This is a genomic window from Pseudomonas sp. FG35 (genome assembly GCF_057809295.1).
Genome location: NZ_JBMDJR010000002.1, coordinates 25,143 through 46,112, shown reverse-complemented (window position 1 = coordinate 46,112; position 20,970 = coordinate 25,143). Strand labels below are relative to the sequence as shown.

Below are 20,970 nucleotides of genomic sequence, written 5' to 3'. Positions count from 1 at the left end.
TATCAACCGCTGAGGTTTTCTGAACGTGATGGCAGATCAAGTTCGACGCCACCCATGGCGCCGAATCGATTGCGTATCCGAGTACCTAATCCGCCGGCTCGATCAACCTTAGCCAACGCGTTCTCCAGAATCTGCCGCGCTTCGTCTTCCATGGAATGGCCGTTTTGGGCGGCAGCGATACGCAGTTGCTCTGTCACCTGCTCATCGAGTCGAATAGTGATGCTGGCCATAAGGCTTCCCCCGCAATCTTTGAAATGAGTGATCGCAGACTAACAAACCAGTTCGAAGATCTCTGTATGGTCCCAAGGCCAGCCATTTACTTTATTCGCGGATTCAAATTACCTTTCAGAGCGCTCATCCGCCCCCGGCGGCCTCGATCAAGAGGATTCGGTCATGCAATCGCTCGGCTTCACCTCCGTCCCACCGCTGCTCAAGTACCTGCGCCATGCCGAACATCTGGGCATGGCCATCGAGCCTGCTTTGGCGGCGGCCGGGTTGCAGGCGCAGCAGTTGAGCGACAACAGCCTGCGCCTGCCGGGTGAAACCCATGAACGGTTGCTGGATTATTTCTGCGAACACTCGGGCGATCCGCTGTTCGGCCTCAACGCCGCGAATTTCGTCCTGCCCAACTCGTGGAGCGTGTTGGGTTACATCACCATGAATTGCGCGACATTGGGCGATGCCATGAGCCGCATCATGCCGTTCGAAAAACTGGTGGGCGACATGGGCGTCAGCCGCGCCGAGGTGCACGATAGCCACGTGCACCTGATCTGGAGCTGCCGCTTTGAACGCCGGCGGATCCGCCGGCATCTGGTGGAGAACGTGCTCGGCTCCTGGCTGCAATACGCACGCTGGATCGCCGATACCCGACTGTCGCCGGCCGCCGTGTGGCTGGAACACTCACTGCCGGCGGGCACGACGCTGGCGCAGTACGAACAGTTTTTTGAATGCCCGGTGCTGTTCGATCAGGCGTATTCAGCGCTGATCGTGCCGCTGCCGTATTTGCAATTGCCGTTGCGCCAGGCCGATGCACATTTGCTGCGCACCCTGGAAGAACACGCTCAGAGTTTGATGGCGACCCTGGAGGATGCGTCGCTGGAGCAGCGGGTCAAAAGCATCCTGCGCCAGTTGCTCAAGGAAGGCCTGCCGCGCAAGGAACAAGTCGCCGAACATCTCGCCGTGTCGGTGCGCACGCTGCAGCGCCAGTTGCATCAGGCCGGCACGTCGTATCAGCAGATTCTCGATGAACTGCGCCAGGAACTGGCCGAGCATTACCTGCTCAACAGCACCCTGCCGATTCAGGACATCGCCCAGTATCTGGGCTTCAGCGAATCACGCTCCTTTCACCGCGCCTTCAAGAGCCGACGCGGCATGCCGCCCGGTGAGTTTCGGCAGACTCACCGGGTCTCGAACGACGGCTAAAGACTGATCGCGTTGGTGAACACCAGACGATTACCGAACGGATCGGCGATGGTCATGTCCTGGCTGCCCCACGGCATGGCCTGAATCTGTGGATGCGAAAACTTGTATTCCTTGGCCAGCAACTGCTGCTGAAACGCCTCCAGCTCATCGGTCTCGATCCGCAGGGCCAAACCCGGTGCCGCATCGCCGTGGTGTTCGGACAGATGCAGCACACACTCGCCGCGCGACACTTGCAGGTACAACGGGAAACCGGGTTCGAAACGATGCTGCCAGTCGATCTTGAAGCCGAGGAAGTCGACGTAGAACTCCACGGCTTTGGCTTCATCGAAAATCCGCAGAATCGGGGTGGTTTTGCCGAAGCTCATGGGTTGCTCCCTGACTGATTGGCCCCAGAGTGTAGCCGGGGTGGATGTCAGCAATTCGGCTTGGTGATGGCTTTCTTTAATTGCAATGTGCCATCACCGTGACGCAGTCAGCAAAATTCAACGAAAGCCATCGCGCAGATCGCCCTGGCGCGCCAGGAACCGCCCTGCTGTCTGCCCGTTGGCCTGGCCGTCGCGATAACTCAACACACCATTGATCCACACCCCGTCGATGCCTTGCGCGGCACGTTGCGGGTCGTTGAAATCCGCCACGTCACGCACGGTTGCCGGGTCGAACAACACCAGATCTGCCCAGCGTCCTTCACGAATCTCGCCCCTTTCCTTCAAGCCAAAACGCGCGGCCGACAGACCGGTCATCTTGTGCACGGCGGTGTGCAGCGGAAACAGCCCGACATCACGACTGAAATGTCCGAGCACCCGTGGGAAAGCCCCCCACAGACGCGGGTGCGGGAATGGGTCTTCCGGCAGGCCATCGGAGCCAACCATCGACAGCGGATGGGCGAGGATCCGGCGCACGTCGTTCTCGTCCATGCCGTAATAGACCGCGCCCGCCGGTTGCAGGCGTTTGGCGGCGTCGAGCAATGACAGGTTCCATTCGGCGGCGATGTCCATCAGGTCGCGACCGCCCATATCCGGATGCGGCGTCGACCAAGTGATGGTGATGCGGTGGGCGTCGGTGACCTGCTTCAGGTCCAGGGTCGAAGAACTCGCCGCATACGGATAGCAATCGCAACCGACCGGGTGAGTTTTCGCCGCCTCCTCCAGCGAGGCGAGCAATTGCGGACTGCGCCCCCAGTTACCGGCGCCGGCACATTTGAGGTGGGAAATAATCACCGGCGACTGGGCGTGGCGGCCGATGCGGAAGGCCTCGTCCATCGCTTCCAGCACTGGTTCGAATTCACTGCGCAGGTGCGTGGTGTACACCGCGCCAAACGCATTCAATTCTTCGGTCAGTTGCATGACTTCATCGGTGGATGCCGAGAACGCACTCGCATACGCCAGACCTGTGGATAAACCGAGGGCGCCCGCCTCCAGGCTTTCACGCAACTGCTCGCGCATGGCGCTGATTTCATCGTCAGTGGCGGTGCGAAACAGATCATCAAGATGATTGCTGCGCAGCGCCGTATGCCCGACCAGCGCCGCCACGTTCAACGTGGTGTTGGCCGCTTCGACCGCCGCCCGATAATCGCTGAAACGTGGATAAACGAACGCCGCTGCAGTGCCGAGCAGGTTCATCGGATCCGGCGGATCGCCGCGCAAGCTGACCGGCGCCGCACTGATCCCGCAGTTGCCGACAATCACCGTGGTCACGCCCTGGCTGAGCTTGGGCAGCATCTGCGGCTGGCGGATCACCACGGTGTCGTCGTGGGTGTGCACGTCGATGAAACCCGGCGCCAGCACACGGCCGGCGGCGTCGATTTCCTCGCTGGCGCTGACGTCGTGCAAGTCGCCGATGCGCGCGATGCGGCCATAGAGGATCGCCACGTCGGCGGCGTAACCGGGGCTGTTGCTGCCGTCGATGACCAGCGCGTTGCGAATCAGGGTGTCGTACAGCATGTCAGTCTCCCAGCGGCAGGTGATCGTCGCCGCCACGGTATTCGTCGAGGGCGAGTTTGATCCGCCGCAGACGTTCTTGATTGTCTTCAGGATTGGCCAGCGCAAGCTCGGTGGCCAGCACGTCGATGGCCAGCAGCATGCCGTAGCGCGCCGCCGTCGGTTTGTAGATGAACGAGGTCTCGGCGCCTTGCAGCGGCAGGACGATGTCGGCCAGTTCCGCCAGCGGCGAGTCGGCGCGGGTGATGGCGAGAATCCGTGCGCCGTAGTTGCGCGCCAGCGCCACGGTCTCCAGCAACTCCGGGGTGATGCCGGTCAGCGAACAGACGATCACCACCTGCTCGGCGCTGAGGCTGGCGGCGGTGACGCGCATCATCACCGCGTCGTGGCACACCGCAATCGGGTAGCCGAGGCGTACCAGTCGCACCTGCAACTCATCGCTGCACAGGGTCGAGCAACCGCCGATGCCGAAGGCGTGGATCATCCGCGCCTGGCCCAGCAGTTTCACCGCATCGGCGAAGCGCGATTCGTCGAACGCCGACAGATGCTGGCGCAGGGTGGTTTCGATATCGCCGACGATCTGCCCGTAAAACGCCGACTGTTCGGGCGTGCCCGCCGGGTCGAGGAAACGGCTGCCGACGCCGCTGGCCTGGGCCAGTTGCAGGCGCAGATCGCGCAAGTCGCGGCAACCGACGGTGCGGGCAAAGCGCGACAGCGTGGCGGTGCTGACTTCGGCCCGCTGCGCCAGCTCTTCGAGGCTGGCGGAGGCGGCAAATCCTACGTCGTCGAGCATCAGACGGGCGATGCGTCCTTCACCGGCGCTGAAGGAATCCTGACGGGCGCGGATCTGATAAAGGATGTCCATGGCGGATAACTCCGACTACAGCAGGTAAGAAAGACCGACGGTCAGGGCGAAAGCGACAACCGAGATCAGGGTTTCCAGCACCGTCCAGGTCTTGAACGTCTGGGCCACCGTCATGTTGAAGTATTCCTTGATCAACCAGAAGCCGCCGTCGTTGACGTGGGAAAAGATAACCGAGCCCGCGCCGGTCGCCAGCACCAGCAGTTCCGGGTGGGGATAACCCAGACCGATGGCCACTGGCGCGACCACGCCGGAAGCCGTGGTCATCGCGACCGTGGCCGAACCGGTGGCGATGCGCATCAACGCGGCGAACAGCCAGCCCATGATCAGCGGCGACAAATGAAATTCGTGAGCGAGGCCGACGATCTGATCGGTGACGCCGGCGTCCACCAGAATCCGGTTCAGACCGCCACCGGCGCCCACCAGCAAGGTGATGCTGGCGGTCGGTGCCAGGCATTCGTTGGTGAATTTGAGGATCGATTCGCGGTTGAAACCCTGGGCAATGCCGAGGGTCCAGAAACTCAACAGCGTCGCCAGCAACAGCGCGATCACCGAGTTGCCGATGAACAACAGGAACTGATTGAAAGCGCTGCCCGGCGTGGCAATCAGGTTGGCCCAGCCGCCGATCAACATCAGCACCACCGGCAACAGAATGGTCGCCATGGTGATGCCGAAACCCGGCAGGCTGTCGCGGGGTTCGCGTTCGAGAAATTGTTTTTCCAGCGGGTTATCCGCCGGCAACTGAATGCGCGGCACGATGAATTTGGCGTACAGGGGGCCGGCAATGATCGCCGTCGGAATGCCGATGGCAATCGCATACAGCAAGGTCTGCCCGACCGACGCCTGATAAGCCTGCACCGCCAGCATCGCCGCCGGATGAGGCGGCACCAGCGCATGCACCACCGACAGACCCGCGACCATCGGCAAACCGACCATCAGGATCGACACGCCAACCCGCCGCGCCACGGTAAAGGCAATCGGCACCAGCAACACGAAACCGACTTCGAAAAACAGCGGCAGCCCCACCAGAAACGCAATGCACACCATCGCCCAGTGCGCGTTCTTCTCGCCGAAGCGCTCGATCAGCGTGCGTGCCATCTGCTCGGCGCCACCGGACTCGGCCATCATCTTGCCGAGCATCGTCCCCAGCGCCACCACCAGCGCAATGTGCCCCAGCGTCTTGCCTACCCCGGCCTCATACGCCCCCACCACGCCGGACGGCGGCATCCCCGCCACCAGCGCCAGGCCAATGGAAATCAGGGTGATGACAATGAACGGATTGAGCCGGTAACGGGCGATCAGAACGATCAGGGCGATGATGGCAACGGCGGCGTACACCAGCAGCCAATAGCCGAAGGACGGTGTCATGCGGTACTCCTCGAAAGGGTCACGTTCGAATGGGTTGTGAAACTCATAAATCATTTCGAGATCGAGTTTTCAAACCCAGTGAAAGTAATTTTCGTGGAGGGATAAGGGTTGTCGTTTTTGGATATGCCTTGTCGCGAATAATGAAAATCGCGGGGTGGGATTTTCATAATCCTCGGGCACAAAAAAACCGGTGAAAACAAGCAAGCTTGCTTCCACCGGTCTCGGGAACGTCGCCTTTTCAGCGTGAACTCACACCATTTCGTTACGAATCCATTCAACCACCGACGTACGCTTCGGCGCCCAGCCCAGCAGCTCGCGGGCATGTTTGCCGCGTACGCGGCTGTTGGAACCGAGGCCGTAGTTGGCCATTTCGTAACCCCACTCGGCTTCGGCGTCTTTCAGTGGCCAGTCTTGTGGCTCGCCGAGGTTCAGGGCTTCGGCCATGGCGGTGGTCATGTCGATGAACGACGCTTCGCCGCTTTCGACGAAGTAGAAGCTGCCCGGAACGTTTTGGGTCAGGGCCAGCAGGTACAGCGCCACCACGTCTTCGATGTGTACGTTGGACCAGATGTTCTGGCCGGTGCCGACGTGACGCACCACGCCGCTTTTGCGTGCCTGTTTCAGCAGGCGCGGCAGTTGCACGCTGTCGCGATTGACGCCCAGGCTGTGGCCGTAGATCAGGGTGTTGCAGATGACGGCCGAGTTCACGCCGTCTTTCGCTGCGGCGAGGATCAGGTTGTCGATGGCCACGCGTGCGGCCTTGTCGACGGTCGGCTCCGGCAGGTTGTCTTCGAAGTAGATGACGTCGCTGGATTTGCCGCCGGACGCATCGCCGACGATGCTCGAACCGCTGGTGTGCAGGAACACTTTGTTCGAGCCGCGCAGGGCATCGAGCAAGGCTTCGACGGCGCCGCGATGGTCGCTGCTGGCGGCGTTGATCACGGCGTCGGCGGCGCGGGCCTGTTCGGCCAGCAATGCGTTGTCGTCGAGGGTGCCGATCACCGGGGTGATGCCCAGTGCTTTCAACTCATCGGCCTGTTCGGCGCTGCGCACCAGACCGGTGACGGTGTGACCGGCCTGGACCAGACCGGTGGCGATGGAGCCGCCGATAAAACCGGCGGCGCCGGTGACGAATACGTTCATGGAGAAACTCCCTGCGTGAGTAAGTGATGCAACGAGTATCGACCGGCGAGCCCGGTGGAAAAACCTGCCCCCAACCAAATCACTGTTGCGCAGGGATCACGAATCAGCCTTTGAAATCGGCGCTGGCGTAAGCCGCCAGTTTGCTCTGGATGAAGTCGAGGAAGCACTGGATGCGCAGCGCCAGCTGCGAGTTGCGGTAGTACACCGCGTTGATCGGCTGGCGATAACCGCTGTTGAATTCCGCCAGCAACACCTTGAGGCGTCCGGCGCGAATGTCGTCGATGGTCATGAAATGCGAGAGGCAGGCGATGCCCTGCCCCTCCAGCGCCAGATGGCGAACCGTCTCGCCGCTGGAGGCGCTGATCGCCGGGGTGATCGGCCAACGGTCACCGTGAACGTAACGCAGTGGCCACTGGTTGAGGCCTTCGTTCTGGGTGAAGCCGAGCAACGTGTGTTCGCTCAGATCGGCCACTTCGCGCGGCGCACCGTGTTTCTCAAGGTATGCGGGACTGGCCAGGATCAGCAGCGGACTGCACCCGAGCGAACGAGCATGCAACGTCGAATCGGCGAGGGTGCCGATGCGGATGGCGACGTCGGTGCTTTGTTCCAGCAGGTCAATGATCAGGTCGTTGCTGTTGAGTTCGAGCTGGATGTCCGGGTACAGCCGGCGGAATTCGTCGATGTACGGCACGACGGCGTGGAGCATGAACGGCGACGCGGCGTTGATCCGCAGTCGCCCTGATGGCGTCTGCTGGCGCGAAGACAGGCGCTCTTCGAGCTGGTCCATCTGGTCGAGGATCAGCTTGGCCTGTTCGAAGAAGTACTTGCCCTCCTCGGTCAGGTCCATGCGCCGAGTGGTGCGGTTGATCAGCGTGGTGTCGAGCTTGGCTTCCAGTCGCGACAGCGTGCGGCTGACCGCCGACGGCGTCTGTCCGACCTGCTCGGCGGCGGCGGAAATCGAACCGCACTCGATCACGCAGACGAAAATCTGCAACTCATCGGATCTGGCTTTCACGGGTGTCCTCGAATCGAAAGGCCTGCTGCGCAAGCTCAGGCCTTCGATAGTAGCCGAGCGTCAGGCCTTGAGGCCAAACACCTCGCTCAGATGCTGCTCGTAACGCGCCACATCCGCTTCGATGTTCGGGCGTTTCATCACGTCCACGCAGAGGAAGGTCGGCAGGCCGGTCATGCCGAGGAACTGGTTGGCCTTGTGGAACGGGAAGTACACGGCGTCCACGCCTTTGGCTTCGAAGAAGTCGGTCGGGTCATCGAACGCCTGCTGCGGTGCGTTCCAGGTCAGCGACAGCATGTATTGCTTGCCGTGGATCAGACCACCGCTGCCGTACTTCTGCGAGGAATCCGAACGGGTGCGACCGTCGCTGGCGTAGAGGCTGCCGTGGCCTTCGGTGAAGACTTCGTCGATGTACTTTTTCACGGTCCACGGTGCGCCCATCCACCAGCCCGGCATCTGATAAATGATCACGTCGGCCCAGAGGAATTTGGCGACTTCTTCGGCGATGTCGTAACCCTCGTCGATGAAGGTGGTCTTGACGTCGACACCGCCACCATCCAGCACGCTCAACGCCGCTTCGTGCAGGGTGGTGTTGTAGCGACCGTCGGAGTGGGCGAATTTTTTACCGCCATTGAGCAACAGCACTTTTTTCATGGGAGAGCCTCGATCGGATTCCGATGCGCAGCGCAGAGCGCTGGATGGAGAAGGGGAAAAATGGAATGGCGGCAGATTAGCGATCCGCCTCGCGCGGAATAAGCACCGATGGCGCAAAAATCATTTGAGTAAAACGCACGAATCCAATGGCGATTGTTGCCGTAGGATTGGCCGCCATCTGAATCTGAGGAGTTTTTTGCGATGAGCGAACGCCAGGGTTTCATCCTGCACGCCAAGACCCGCCCGGAAAAAGCCGAGGCCTTCGAAGCGTTTTTCCGCGCCTACGTCGAGCCGAGCCGCGCCGAACCCGGCTGCATCGAGTACCACATGCTGCGCGACAAGGAAGACCCGAGCCTGTTCATCTTCTACGAGATCTGGGAAAGCCAGGCGCATCTGGACGTGCACTCGAACCTGCCGCACATGCAGCAGTTCCTGGCCCAGCGCATGGAATACCTGGAGCGGGATTTCGATATCCGCCCGATTGAAATGCTCAGCGCGTCGTCCGCTAACCGCTGATCAGCAGATGGGCGCCGAGCGCGCCCAGACCGATGAAGAACACCCGCTTGAACAGAACGGCACTGATGCGCTGACGCAGCCATTGGCCGAGCAACATCCCGAGCACCGCCGGGATCAGCGCCAGCAGCGAGGCGCTCAGCTCCGCGCCGCCGAGCGACCCGCGCCAGAGCAATCCGCCGGCCAGCGCCAGGGTCGATACGGTGAAAGACAGGCCCAGCGCCTGCACCAGTTCATCGCGGCTCAAGCCCAGGGCCTGCATGTACGGAACGGCGGGAATCACGAACACCCCCGTCGCCGAAGTGATGACGCCGGTGATCACGCCACACAGCGGGCCCAGCCACGGCTCATGGCGACGACTGACACTCAGCGCCGGCAGGAACAATCCGCTCAACGCATAGAGCAACAGCGCCGCGCCGAGCCCGCGCACCACCCAATGCCCGCCGGCCATGCCGATCCACAAGGTGCCAACAGCCGTGCCGAAAAAGATCGCCAGCAGCATCGGCCACAAGCGTTTCACCAGCCCCTGCAAATGCCCGCCGAACGCCAGTTGCCAGACGTTGGTGAGGGTCGCAGGGATGATCAGCAACGCCGCAGCCTGCGACGGTGCCATAGCCAGACCGAGCAGCCCCATGGCGACGGTGGGCAGGCCAAGGCCGATCACGCCCTTGATCATGCCGGCGACGACGAAGGTCGCGATCACCAGCAATGACAGGGCCAGACCGAGGTTTTGATAGAAATCTGCGAGTGCGTTCATGGCCACACTTTGCGCCTGCGCGGGTGAACTGAAAATCTGTCATACACTGAGGCAGCCTCTCTTTCAGCAAGAGCCACGCATCATGCACTTCGACCTCACCGACCTGCGCCTGTACCTGCACATCCTCGACAGCGGCAACATCACCGCCGGTGCTGCACGCAGTCATCTTTCGCTGGCGGCGGCCAGTGCGCGGATCCGGACGATGGAAGCGTCGCTGGGCACCGAGTTTCTTGAGCGCGGGCGCCGTGGTGTCACACCGACGCCGGCCGGCAAGGCCCTGGCGCAACATGCGCGGGTGTTGCTGCAGCAGGCCGACCGCCTGCAGCAGGATCTGGCCGAATACGCCCAAGGCGTCAAAGGTCAGGTGCGTCTGTTGTGCAACACCACGGCGCTCAGCGAATACCTGCCGGAGGTGCTGGCAGATTTCCTGCGCGAGCACCTCAATCTCGACATCGATTTGCAGGAACTGCCCAGCGCTCGCATCACCCATGCCTTGCGCCAGGGCGCGGCGGATCTGGGCATTGTGTCCGATGCGATCGACACCACCGACTTGCAGACCCGAGCCTTTCGCGATGATCCGCTGGTGCTGATTCTGCCTTTGGAGCATCCACTGTCTGACGCGAGCGAAGTCAGCTTCAGCGACGCCCTGCGCCACGACTTCGTCGGGCTGCACGCCGACAGCGCACTGGCCGTGTACCTGGAAGAACAGGCCCTGCACAGCGGCTCGCGGATGCAGATCCGCATCCGCGCCGATGGCTTCGATGGGGTGATGCGCATGGTGGCCCGAGGTGCCGGCCTGGGCATCGTGCCGCTGGCGGCGGTTCAGCGCGCCGCGCCGCAAGCCTTCAAGACCCTGCCGCTGAATGAAGGCTGGGCCAGGCGCAAACTGTTGCTGTGCGCCCGGGACTTCGCTGCCCTCCCCGCTTATGCTCGCGCCTTGCTCGACGCCTTGACTCTGCCCTGAGGGGCAGACTTTACCCTTGGGGTTTCTTCTTCAAGGACAGTGATTATGGGCAAGCGGATTCTGCTGATTCTCGGCCATCCATCCAGCGAAAGTTTTTGCGCGGCACTGGCCGGACGCTACGCTCTATCGGCCCGAGCGGCCGGGCACGAAGTACGGGAAATCGTCCTCGGCCAACTCGATTTCGACCCGATCCTGCGCGAAGGCTACCGTCAGGTTCAAACCCTTGAACCGGATCTGCTCCAGGCTCAGGCCGACCTGCTGTGGGCCGAACATCTGACGCTGGTGTACCCGATCTGGTGGGGTGGAATTCCGGCGCTGCTCAAAGGCTTTTTCGACCGGGTCCTGCTCCCCGGTTTCGCGTTCAAATACCGCGAGGGCAAAGCGTTTCCCGACAAGCTCCTGCACGGTCGCAGCGCCCATTTGCTGGTCACCATGGACACCCCGCCCTGGTATTACCGCTGGATCTATCGCATGCCCGGCCTGCACGAAGTACGAAGGAACACGCTGGCGTTCTGCGGTATCGAACCACGCCGGACGCTGACCTTCGGGCCGGTGCTCGGCGCCAGCGACCATCAGCGCGAAAGCTGGCTGAAGCAGGCCGGATCGATTGCCCGGCATTGAGTTTTCCGCTATTGGTGCGTGAGCCCGCTGACGGAGAAAAGGGATTTGCACATGTACATCGGCCAGGCCGCACAGCGTTCGGGAACCACGATCAAGACCATCCGCCATTACGAATCCATCGGCCTGCTGCCCGAGGCTCCGCGCCAGGGCAAATACCGGGTTTACGACCCGCAGACGGTCGAACTGCTGAGCTTTATCAAATGCGCACAGGCACTGGGTTTTCGCCTCAGAGAATTGCAGGCGATCTTTGCCGGCCAGCCTGAACTGACGCCCTATGAAAAGGCCCGCCGCGCGATTGCCGACAAGCAACAGGAGATTGCGGCGCAGCTGTTGAAACTCACCCGCCAGCAAGAGGAACTGAGCGCGCTGGAGGCCAGCCTTGAACACGCACAACAGCAATGCCTGTCGAGCGTATCGACCACAAATAAGCACAAGGAATAGCTTGCAAGGTACGTATACATACGTACTATATCGCCAGAGCGAACGTGTTGCCCGATACCCGTTTTCGCACAACGACAACGGACAAGGAAGAACGGATCGGCTCCATTAAACCTACATGGAATGAGGTGACGCGATGGTTGATTCAACGGAGTTTCGTAATGCAATGGCGATGCTGGGGAGTGCCGTCACCATCGTCACGACCGATGGCCCTGCGGGGCGTTTCGGCTTTACCGCGTCGGCGGTGTGCAGCGTGACGGATTCACCGCCCACGCTGCTGGTGTGCGTCAATCGCTCGTCGTCCAATCACGAGCATTTCAAGACCAATGGCGTGCTGTGCGTGAACGTCCTGACCGGCGACCACCAGTCGACCTCCGGCGCGTTTGCCAATCGGCAGTTGAGCATGCAGGAGCGTTTTTCCAGCGTGAATTGCCAGACCCTCAAGACCGGCTCGCCGGTGATCGAAGAGGCGCTGGTCAGCCTCGATTGCCGGGTCAGCAAGGTCGACGAGGTCGGCACTCACAGCATCTTCTACTGTGAAATTCTCGAACTGCAGCAACACAGCGAGGCCACGGAAGGCCTGGTCTATTTCAACCGCAGTTACTACCGCCTGAACGACGAACTGCGCCTGGCACCCGAGCAGTGATCCAGAAACCCGCCGGCTTCGGCTGAAGCCTGCCGGCGGGTCATGACAGGGATGTAACCATGCTATTCAATGAAGACAACTTCGCGGATATCGACCTGAACCTGATCATCATTTTCCTGGTGCTGTTCCGCGAACGCAGCGTGTCACGCACGGCCGAGCGCCTGCACGTCAAACAACCCGCCATCAGCGGATCGCTGGCACGGCTGCGCAAGCGGTTCGATGATCCGTTGTTTCTGCGCTCGTCGCGAACCATGCGCCCGACCTCGAAGGCCGAGGAACTGGCGCAGGCGCTGACACCGGCCATCAAGCAGATCGAAGCAGTGATCCGGCTCTGAAAAACCGGCGAAAAAAAACCTGCGGGACTTCACTCCTGCAGGTTTCATTTTGTCAGGCCGACTTGAGCGCCTGAGCGTACTCGACCCGGGCCCAGAACGCTGGCAGAAAGCACTCGCTGACCAGCAGCGCCGAGCCATTGCGGGTGAAACGCGAACGCCGTGCCAGCAGACGTTTGGCCTGTGGCGCGAAGCGATAGGACAGCGCCGCCAACGGTGCGCCGGGCGGCAGCAAGGCACACTGGAAGGGCTCGCGCAGGGTCTGCTCCGAGGTGTAGAGAATCTCGGCCAGAGGTCGACGGCCATAACCGTTCAGATCCGCCCAGTCGCCATTCAGTGCCGGCACGCTGGTCAGGCTTCGCGCGGTGACACATGCCTCGCCATCGAGTTTCATCACCACTTCGCGCACCCAGCCGAGAGTGGCCGGCGGCAAGTTCAGCGCTTGCGCTTCTTCAGGATTGAGCGGGCCATGGGACTGCTCGACGACTTCGATTGAATAATCGCCCATGGCTTTCAGACGTGGGGTCAGTGCCCCGGGCAAAAACAGCCAGTGATGCTCGGAGCCGGTCAATTCCGACAGCGGTCGCGATGACCAGTAATGACTTGTATCCATACCCGCTCACACCTTCCTGGTGATGGTGAATTGTTGGTTGCCGTGGAAGGCCAACCCTTCACCGGCGGTGTCTGTCACTCGGCTCCGTTTTCTTCGGTCACTTCGTGTTTGCTGATGACGCTGATGGTCTGTTCATCGGTCTTGACCGCCGACAGCAGCGAGTCGAGCAATCCCGGGAAACGCACATCCATGTCTTCGCGACGCAGGGACAGCAGGTTTTCCCGACCGTAGGGGCGCTGCCAAATCAGACCGCTGTCACGCAGAACCCGCCAGTGGTGGGTCATGGTCGACTTCGATGCGCCCTTGAGGATCCGGCCGCATGGATGTTCCTGGCCATCGGACAACACTTTCAACACGGTCAGGCGCAGCGGGCTTCCCAATGCGTTCAGCACATTTTCCAGAAGGATCTGATCCTGATTGGGATGATTCGGGACGTTCATAGGTAGGTACCCTTGATGATATAGGCGGGAAAAATCCGGCTTGTATTCGTCTATACGAGAACAGTAAGACTATACACAAGATGTTTTTTCCCCGCGACAGCCGCCCCGGAGGCGGCGTCCCGCAAAACAACTACAAATCGCTGCTCTGCGCGGTCTCCAGCGAAGGCGCCTGGAACCCGCCGCCCAGCGCTGCCATCAACGAAACCGAACTGTCGATGTGCTTGCTGTTGAGGAAAGCCAGACGCATTTCGTCCTGAATCAATTGTTGCTCGATGTTAAGCGCATCGAGAAACGTGTCCTCCCCGGCCTTGTAGCGCGACTGCGACAGATCGTAGGACGACTGGGCAATCGCACAGGCATCGCGCTGCACGACGATCTGCTGCTCGAACGAACGCAGCTGCGTGACCGAAATCGCCACCTCATGCAGCGCCGAATTCAACACCCGGTTGTACTGCGCGATGGCGCTGTCGAGTTCGGCATTGCCGGCCTTGAGATCTGAGCGCAGGCGCCCGGCATCGAAGATCGGCAGCGACACCGTCGGCGCCACATTCCAGAACTTGCTGACCCCGGCGAACAGCGCATCGCCGGTCAAAGCATGGGAACCCGCCGCTGCCACCAGATTGATGTTCGGGTAGAACGTGGTCTTCACCGCCTCGACGTTTTTAGTCTCGGCCTCCACGCGCCAACGTGCGGCGACGATGTCCGGACGACGGCCCAACAATTGGGCCGGCAACTGCGCCGGCAAGGCCACCACACTGGCTTGCAGATTCGATGGCCGCTCCAGGGTGTGCGCACGATCAACGCCCTTGCCGATCAGCGCCGACAGTTGAAGACGAGCAATTTCGATATCTTCGTTAGCGCCGATCAGTGTCGATTCCGAACGCGCCTTGAGGCTCTGCACCTGCTTGAGTTGCGACAGGTTGTCGAGGCCCGAGCCGTAACGTGAATCCGTCAGCTCCACCAATTTGCTCAGGCGTTCGAGATCCCGTTGATTGAGCTCCGAGACCTGCCACGCATACGCCAACTGGTTGTAAGCCTTGACCACGTTGACCGCGAGAATCAGCCGCGACGATTGCAGATCGACTTCCGCCGCTCGTGCGCTGTTGAGCGCCGATTCCCAGGCGGCACGCTGGCCGCCCCAGAGGTCGAAGGTATAGCTGAAATTGACCGCCAGATTACGCGCAGTGAAGTACTGGTGGCCCTCGCCGCTGTAGTCCTCAAAGCGCGACAGCCGACCGCGAGTGACACCCGCCGACGCGTCCATTTCCGGATAACGCTCGGCGTCGCGCAGGTCGAGAAATGCGTTGGCTTTCGCGACCCGAGCAGCGACTTCCTGCAAGTCCGGGTTGCTGGCGTAAGCCTCTTCGATCAGAGCACCCAGACGTGGATCGCCCAGCGATGTCCACCAGTCCGCACGCGGCCATTGGGCCGGCGGCAACTTGTCTTTCAGGCTGTCGGACGGTGCATCGCCGACCGCCAGCAATTTGCCCTGATGATCGATCCCGGCGTAGTTCACACAGCCCGCCGCCAACAGGATGGACGCCGCCAGCGGCGCCAGCATCAAACGTGTAATCGAATGCATGTCACGTCCTCACAGGATGGGTTGCGGCACGCCGGCCGGCTCGGCTTCGGGTGCGTGGCTCGGTTGCTTGATCGAACTGAGCAGCGTGTACACCGACGGCAGAATGAACAGGGTGAACAAGGTGCCGATCAGCATCCCCACCACAATCACCAGCCCCAGGCCGAAGCGGCTGTTGGCGCCGGCCCCGCTGGCGAACAACAGCGGCGCGAGGCCGACCACCATGGCAGCGGTGGTCATCAGGATCGGTCGCAGCCGCACCTGCGCGGCATGCTGAATGGCTTGCACGCGGTCCATGCCTTGCTGGCGCTGCAACTCGTTGGCGAACGCGACCATCAGGATCCCGTGCTTACTGATCAGACCGATCAGCGTGATCAGGCCGATCTGGGTGTAGATGTTCATCGAGGTCATGCCCAGCGCCAGCGGCACCAGCGCTCCGCAGATCGACAGCGGCACGCTGATCAGGATGATGAACGGGTCGCGGAAGCTCTCGTATTGCACGCTCAGCACCAGATAGATGATCACCAGGGCCAGGCCGAAGGTGAACGCCAGGCTGTTGCCTTCCTGCACGTATTGGCGTGCGTCGGACTGCCAGTCGAAACTGAAGCCGGCGGGGAAACCTTCCGATTGTTTTTGCAGGAAGCCCACCGCATCACCCAGGGTCACGCCCGGCGCCGGAATGGCCTGGAACGTGGCGGAGTTCTGCTGGTTGAACTGGGTCAGGCGATTCGGCTCGACCTTGACGCTGAGAGTGGCCAGTGTCGACAGCGGCACCGGATTGCCCTTCTGGTCCTTCACGTAATACAGCTTCAGGGTTTCCGGAGTCAGGCGATCCGCCGACACCGACTGCGGGATCACGTCATAGGAACGGCCGTGGAACGAGAACCGGTTGACGTACTTCTCGCCGATCAGGCTGTTCAGCGTTTCGCCGATGTCCTGCATGCGGATGCCCAGGGCGTTGGCCTTGGCCCGGTCGACCTGGATTTCCACCACCGGGTTGTTGAAGTCCAGATCACTGTCGACCACCGCGAACAGACCGCTGGCTTGCGCCGCCTGCTTGAGCTGATCCATCACGTTGTACAGCGCCAGGTATTCCTGATCGCTGCGGATCACCATCTGCACCGGCAGACCACCGGTAGAGCCCGGCAGCGGCGGCATCTGGAACACGAAAATGCTCGTGCCCTCGATCTGGTTCACCCGCGCCTGCAAGTCAGGCTGGATGGTGTTGGCATCGCGGCCGCGCTTTTCCCAGTCCACCAGGTTGATCCCGCCGACGCTGTTGGACAGACCGTCGGAACCGTTCGCCACCCAGTTACTGTAACCCTCGGGGATTTCGTTGAAGGTCTTGTACAGCTCGTGGGCGTAGGCCTCGAGGTAATTCAGGTTGGCGTGCTGCGGCGCCTTGATTGCGGTCAGCAGGATGTTCTGGTCTTCCAGCGGTGCCAGTTCGGTCTGCGCCGAGCGATAGAGGAACGGCAGGCTGAAGAAGATCACCAGCGCCACGCTCAGGCTGATCCAGCGCCGCGCCAGCGAACCGCCGAGCAGCGCGCCATAACGACGGGACAGGTACTGGAAGAAGCGATCCGCCTTGACCGCCATGAAGCCTTCGCTGGTTTTCGCGTCCAGCAAGCGGGTACTCATGATCGGCGACAGGGTCAGGGCGACGATGCCGGAAATCACCACGGCACCGGCCAGGGTCAGTGCGAATTCCTTGAACAGCGTGCCGGTGAGGCCGCCCATCAAACCGATCGGCGCATACACCGCCGCCAGGGTGAAGGTCATCGCCACCACCGGCCCCGCCACTTCACGGGCGCCGATCAGCGCCGCTTCGAACGGGCTCTTGCCCTCTTCGATGTGACGGTGGACGTTTTCCACCACGACGATGGCGTCGTCCACCACCAGCCCGATGGCGAGCACCATGGCGAGCAGGGTCAGCAGGTTGAGGCTGAAGCCGAACATCTGCATCAGCATCGCCGCGCCGAGCATCGACAGCGGAATCGTCACCAGCGGAATCAGCACAGTGCGGAACGTGCCCAGGCACAGGTAAATCACCAGCACCACGATCACCAGCGCTTCGAGCAGGGTGTAGCTCACCTCGTCGATCGACGACTGAATGAAGTGCGCCACTTCGAACGGGATCTGCACGGTCACGCCCGGTGGCAGGGTTTCCTGAATCTGCGGCAGCAGTTCGCGCACCCGTTTGACGATGACCAGCGGGTTGCCTGTCGGCGCCGCATCCAGACCGAGGAACAGCGCCGGCACATCGCTCATCGCGCCGCTGGTGTCGGTTGAGGCGGCGTTCAGTTCCACAGTGCCGACGTCACGCACACGGATGATGTGGCCGTTGTCGTTGCGCAGCACCATGTCGCGGAAATCTTCGACGCTGTTCAGGTCGGTGTTGACCCGCAGGTTGCTGACCACGTACAGGCCTTTGACCTGACCCGGCGCGGCCTGGAAATTGTTGCCCTCGATGGCGGCCGAAACGTCCTGCCCGGTCATGCCATAGCCGGCCAGTCGCTGCGGATCGAGCCACAGGCGCATGGACAGTTTCTGCTCGCCCATGATGTTGATCTTGGCCACCCCTTCGATGCCGGCGAACATCGGTTCGACGACGCGGGAGATGTAATCCGACATCTCCGGAATGGTCAGGTTGGAACTGGCGAACGCAACGTAGGCCACGCTGGTAAAACCGCCGGAAGTGCGCTCCACCACCGGGTCGTAGGCGTCCTTCGGCAAGCGGTATTTGATCTGGTTGACCTTGGCCATGACCTCGGTCAGCGCCGCGATGGAGTCACTGTTGAGCGCCATGCGGATCGTCACCTGGCTACGCCCTTGGGTCGAGGCCGACGACAGATAGTCGATGCCCTCGACCGAGGCCACGGCCTGGCTGATCGGCTGCGTGACGAAGCCTTGCATCAGTTCCGAAGAGGCGCCGGGATACTGGGTCGTGACCGTGATGGTCGACGTTTCCAGCATCGGGTACTGGCGGATCGGCAGATTCATCAGCGCGCGCACCCCGAACAGCAGGATCAGCGTGCTGACCACCACGGCCAGCACCGGGCGGCGAAGAAAGAGGTCGGTGAAATTCATTTTTCCAGCCCACTGAGTTTAAGAGCAATCGTGTCCGGCACGCCTTCCACCGCCACGCCGTCGTGGAGCTTGAGCTGACCGGACGTCACCACTTGCACGCCTTCGGTCAGGCCCTTGTCGACCACCGCCCAGCCATCGCGGCGCTCGCCGACCTTGATGCTTTCACGCTTGACCTTCTGCACGCCGGCCTCGTCGGTGTAGACCGAGAACACGCTTTCGCCGTAGGCGTTGTAGGTGATCGCGGTTTCCGGAATCAGCAGCTCGGCGGTCTGCGGCAGGGTCACCGAGACCCGTGCATACATGCCGGGACGCAGGCGTTTTTGCGTGTCGGTGATGACTGCTTGCACGTTGATGGTGTGGGACTGGTTGATCTGCGGATCGACCGCGACGATCTTGCCGGCGAAGGTCACATCACCCCAGGCATCGACCTTGGCCTGCACGGTCTGGCCCAGTTGCACTTGCGAGCCATCGCGCTCGGCGAGGGTGAAGTTGACGCGCAGCACGCCCGGATCGGTCAGGGTTGCCACCGCGCTGCCGGCCTGCAGGTATTGGCCCAGGTGCGCCTGGCGAATGCCGAGGGTGCCGGCGAACGGCGCGCGGATATGCCGTTGAGCGATCTGCGCCTGCATGCGCTCCATGTCGCCTTTGGCCGCGTCGTATTGAGCGCGGGCACTGTCGAAGGCGCGACGGCTTTCGGCGCCGGTCTTGGCCAGTTCCTGGACCCGGGCGAACTGGGCCTTGGCCGATTCGTACTCGCCTTTGAGGCGCACCAGTTCGCCTTGCTCCGGCGCGTCGTTGAGCTTGAGCAGCACTTGCCCCGCCTTCACTTCATCGCCGGACTCGAAATCGATGTCCACCACTTTGCCGCTGACTTCAGCCGACACCAGCACCTGACGCTGGGCTTCGAGTTTGCCGATGGCCTCGAGGTAGTAGGTGTAAGGCTGCTTTTTGACCACGGCCAGACCGACCCGGGTGCTGGGGATCCGTTGCTCGGCCGCCGCCGGTGGCGGCGACCAGAAACGCCAGCCCAGTGCTGCGGATAACACCACCACAAGAACAATAAAGATCAGCGACTTGATAATGTTTCGAGCAAGCATGTGGCACTCCCTTGACTCTTTGCTGCGAGCACAAAAGTTTGAGTTTTAAGAAAATAAAGGTGCAACTAAAGACGGGCGCGTTATCGATCCCTGTGAACTTGCACTTGTAAACGCGCCCGCTTTATTTATCCGCTGTTACGCCGCGGCCAGTACGTTGGTTTTATCCAGGTAATACTTGCCGATACCGTGCAAGTTCAAAGGCGACAACGTGAAGTGCTTCGAACCGGTGTGAATATCGCGGAAGCAACGCTCCAGGAAGTGCGACTTGTAGACGGCTTTGGAACCGGCCATCGAGTAGATCTGGTTGACCGCATTGACCGAGTTCTCGGTCAGCACCGAGGCGGCCAGGCCGACGCGGGCGCTGACCGGTTCGCCGACGGTTTCACCCCGGTTGATGACCTGGTGGATCGCATCTTCCAGCAGCAATTGCGCGGTGTGCACCGAAGAGATGGCGCGACCGGTCTTCTCGAAGATCACCCCTTCCAGGCCCGGGTCGGTGTTCACGGCGCGGTCATTGCGGAAATGATCGACCGCAGCCCGGGCCACGCCGAGCACGGTGGACATCGCCGCCAGGGTGCCGAACTCGTAGTAACCGGTGGCATAGGCCCGGGAACTGCGCGCTTCGGGGGATTGCTTGAGGGTTTCGACATCCAGCGAGAAAGACTTGTGGACGATCACGTTGGAGCACTGGAAGTGATGGCTGCCGGTGCCGCGCATGCCCAGGGTGTCCCAGGTCGGCAGGATGGTGCATTGGCTGGCGGGCACGAAGAACATCCGCACTTCAGGGGTGGTGTTGTTTTCGGTGCCTTTGACGGTGGCGGTGCAGACCAGCCAGTCGGCGTGGGCCGAGCCGCTGGCGAACGCCCATTTGCCGCTCAGCAGGTACTCGTCGCCCATCGGCAGCGCTTCGCCGCCGGAGTGGATGGCGCCGATCACGAAACCGTCGCAGTGGTTGTAGATCGCTTCGGAAGTGGCTTCCGGCAGGTAATCCGACAGGCGCCCCATCGCCACTTGCACCGCCAGCTGCCAGGACAGCGAGGCGTCATAGCGGGCGAATTCCAGCAGCAGGGCCGAGGTGGTCTGGATATCGACCTGGGACCCGCCGAACGCCTTGGACACCGAGGTGCGGCCAAAACCTTCCTTGAAGAATCGGGACATCACATCCTTGTGCGTCGCGTTGGTCTGCTCGCTGTAATCGCAGTGCTGAATAATCAGCGGATTCAGTGCACGCACCTTCTCGAGCCATTCATTGGATTCGGAGGGAAGGCTGTTCCATTGCATTAGATTTTTCATAACGGCTCCTAGCTATTATTTATTTACGATCAGCAGACGAAAAAACAGACAGAACTTTTATTGTTGTCAAACCCCGATAAAAATGTACGTCTACAGTCGTACATTTGACAAGCACTATTATCAGACTTCTTTCATTTCCCAATAAAAGAGCAATCACTGTCCGACAATAACGCAAGACGCAAGAGGCCG

Annotated in this window: 22 protein-coding genes; 7 read left to right on the top strand and 15 right to left on the bottom strand. The window is 61.3% G+C overall.

The annotated features are described in order from the left end of the window. Positions 1 to 2 precede the first annotated feature (2 nt). On the bottom strand, positions 3 to 230 hold the full coding sequence (locus ACODTD_RS04290; protein WP_285356184.1) for a FitA-like ribbon-helix-helix domain-containing protein: 228 nt from the start codon (positions 228 to 230) through the stop codon (positions 3 to 5). 163 nt (positions 231 to 393) lie between these two features. Here ACODTD_RS04290 and gliR point away from each other — a divergent pair, with 163 nt between their 5' ends. Beyond that, positions 394 to 1,422: an AraC family transcriptional regulator GliR gene (gene gliR / locus ACODTD_RS04285; RefSeq protein WP_489104544.1), complete on the top strand. Its 1,029-nt coding sequence runs from the start codon at positions 394 to 396 to the stop codon at positions 1,420 to 1,422. Here gliR and ACODTD_RS04280 read toward each other — a convergent pair. The 7 genes from ACODTD_RS04280 to mdaB all read right to left on the bottom strand — a co-directional run bounded on the left by ACODTD_RS04280 (position 1,419) and on the right by mdaB (position 8,398). Further along, the gene (locus ACODTD_RS04280) at positions 1,419 to 1,787 is read right to left on the bottom strand and encodes a glyoxalase superfamily protein (protein ID WP_489104543.1); all 369 of its coding nucleotides are present in this window, start codon (positions 1,785 to 1,787) and stop codon (positions 1,419 to 1,421) included. The two genes, gliR and ACODTD_RS04280, sit on opposite strands and share 4 nt — an antisense overlap. Before the next feature lie 117 nt (positions 1,788 to 1,904). Next, complete coding sequence (locus ACODTD_RS04275) at positions 1,905 to 3,362, bottom strand: D-aminoacylase (protein WP_489104542.1); 1,458 nt, start codon at positions 3,360 to 3,362, stop codon at positions 1,905 to 1,907. A 1-nt stretch (position 3,363) separates the two neighbouring features. After that, the gene (locus tag ACODTD_RS04270; RefSeq protein WP_011332358.1) at positions 3,364 to 4,224 is read right to left on the bottom strand and encodes a MurR/RpiR family transcriptional regulator; all 861 of its coding nucleotides are present in this window, start codon (positions 4,222 to 4,224) and stop codon (positions 3,364 to 3,366) included. 15 nt (positions 4,225 to 4,239) lie between these two features. Beyond that, entirely contained in the window at positions 4,240 to 5,589 is a 1,350-nt protein-coding gene (locus tag ACODTD_RS04265; protein WP_201818925.1) for a GntP family permease, read from the bottom strand. 249 nt (positions 5,590 to 5,838) lie between these two features. Beyond that, positions 5,839 to 6,732, bottom strand: coding sequence for an NAD-dependent epimerase/dehydratase family protein (locus tag ACODTD_RS04260; protein WP_489104541.1), 894 nt, complete (start codon positions 6,730 to 6,732; stop codon positions 5,839 to 5,841). 103 nt (positions 6,733 to 6,835) lie between these two features. Then, positions 6,836 to 7,747, bottom strand: coding sequence for a LysR substrate-binding domain-containing protein (locus ACODTD_RS04255; protein ID WP_489104540.1), 912 nt, complete (start codon positions 7,745 to 7,747; stop codon positions 6,836 to 6,838). A gap of 60 nt (positions 7,748 to 7,807) precedes the next feature. Further along, positions 7,808 to 8,398: an NADPH:quinone oxidoreductase MdaB gene (gene mdaB, locus ACODTD_RS04250; RefSeq protein ID WP_489104539.1), complete on the bottom strand. Its 591-nt coding sequence runs from the start codon at positions 8,396 to 8,398 to the stop codon at positions 7,808 to 7,810. 201 nt (positions 8,399 to 8,599) lie between these two features. On the opposite strand from mdaB, the gene ACODTD_RS04245 reads away from it, so the two are divergent. Further along, entirely contained in the window at positions 8,600 to 8,914 is a 315-nt protein-coding gene (locus ACODTD_RS04245; RefSeq protein WP_129972410.1) for a putative quinol monooxygenase, read from the top strand. On the opposite strand, the gene ACODTD_RS04240 is transcribed toward ACODTD_RS04245, so the two are convergent. Next, positions 8,904 to 9,668 carry a sulfite exporter TauE/SafE family protein gene (locus ACODTD_RS04240; protein ID WP_489104538.1) on the bottom strand — a complete coding sequence of 255 codons (765 nt, stop codon included), beginning with the start codon at positions 9,666 to 9,668 and terminating at the stop codon, positions 8,904 to 8,906. The two genes, ACODTD_RS04245 and ACODTD_RS04240, sit on opposite strands and share 11 nt — an antisense overlap. Before the next feature lie 82 nt (positions 9,669 to 9,750). Between ACODTD_RS04240 and ACODTD_RS04235 the strand changes: the two genes are divergently transcribed. The 5 genes from ACODTD_RS04235 (at position 9,751) to ACODTD_RS04215 (ending at position 12,672) form a co-directional block, all read left to right on the top strand. Next, positions 9,751 to 10,632, top strand: a complete 882-nt coding sequence (locus ACODTD_RS04235) for a LysR family transcriptional regulator (RefSeq protein WP_489104537.1) — start codon at positions 9,751 to 9,753, stop codon at positions 10,630 to 10,632. 45 nt (positions 10,633 to 10,677) lie between these two features. Further along, complete coding sequence (locus ACODTD_RS04230; protein WP_489104536.1) at positions 10,678 to 11,253, top strand: NAD(P)H-dependent oxidoreductase; 576 nt, start codon at positions 10,678 to 10,680, stop codon at positions 11,251 to 11,253. A 51-nt stretch (positions 11,254 to 11,304) separates the two neighbouring features. Beyond that, positions 11,305 to 11,694, top strand: coding sequence for a MerR family transcriptional regulator (locus ACODTD_RS04225; RefSeq protein ID WP_489104535.1), 390 nt, complete (start codon positions 11,305 to 11,307; stop codon positions 11,692 to 11,694). A gap of 133 nt (positions 11,695 to 11,827) precedes the next feature. Beyond that, positions 11,828 to 12,337: a flavin reductase gene (locus tag ACODTD_RS04220; RefSeq protein ID WP_007953834.1), complete on the top strand. Its 510-nt coding sequence runs from the start codon at positions 11,828 to 11,830 to the stop codon at positions 12,335 to 12,337. 59 nt (positions 12,338 to 12,396) lie between these two features. Beyond that, positions 12,397 to 12,672: a helix-turn-helix domain-containing protein gene (locus ACODTD_RS04215; protein ID WP_085713206.1), complete on the top strand. Its 276-nt coding sequence runs from the start codon at positions 12,397 to 12,399 to the stop codon at positions 12,670 to 12,672. Between the two features lie 52 nt (positions 12,673 to 12,724). Here the strand turns inward: ACODTD_RS04215 and ACODTD_RS04210 are convergent, their stop codons facing one another. From ACODTD_RS04210 to ACODTD_RS04185, 6 genes are all read right to left on the bottom strand, one after another. Next, a complete protein-coding gene (locus ACODTD_RS04210; protein ID WP_201818908.1) occupies positions 12,725 to 13,282 on the bottom strand; it encodes a chorismate--pyruvate lyase family protein in 558 nt (185 codons plus the stop codon). 74 nt (positions 13,283 to 13,356) lie between these two features. Further along, on the bottom strand, positions 13,357 to 13,722 hold the full coding sequence (locus tag ACODTD_RS04205) for an ArsR/SmtB family transcription factor (protein ID WP_007953843.1): 366 nt from the start codon (positions 13,720 to 13,722) through the stop codon (positions 13,357 to 13,359). 130 nt (positions 13,723 to 13,852) lie between these two features. Continuing rightward, positions 13,853 to 15,304, bottom strand: a complete 1,452-nt coding sequence (locus ACODTD_RS04200) for an efflux transporter outer membrane subunit (RefSeq protein ID WP_221615004.1) — start codon at positions 15,302 to 15,304, stop codon at positions 13,853 to 13,855. Between the two features lie 9 nt (positions 15,305 to 15,313). Then, a complete protein-coding gene (locus ACODTD_RS04195; RefSeq protein ID WP_011332346.1) occupies positions 15,314 to 18,391 on the bottom strand; it encodes a MexW/MexI family multidrug efflux RND transporter permease subunit in 3,078 nt (1,025 codons plus the stop codon). Then, entirely contained in the window at positions 18,388 to 19,488 is a 1,101-nt protein-coding gene (locus ACODTD_RS04190; RefSeq protein WP_039772925.1) for an efflux RND transporter periplasmic adaptor subunit, read from the bottom strand. The genes ACODTD_RS04195 and ACODTD_RS04190 overlap by 4 nt, the downstream gene beginning before the upstream one ends. 135 nt (positions 19,489 to 19,623) lie before the next feature. Next, a complete protein-coding gene (locus tag ACODTD_RS04185) occupies positions 19,624 to 20,781 on the bottom strand; it encodes an acyl-CoA dehydrogenase family protein (protein WP_201818904.1) in 1,158 nt (385 codons plus the stop codon). Positions 20,782 to 20,970 lie beyond the last annotated feature (189 nt).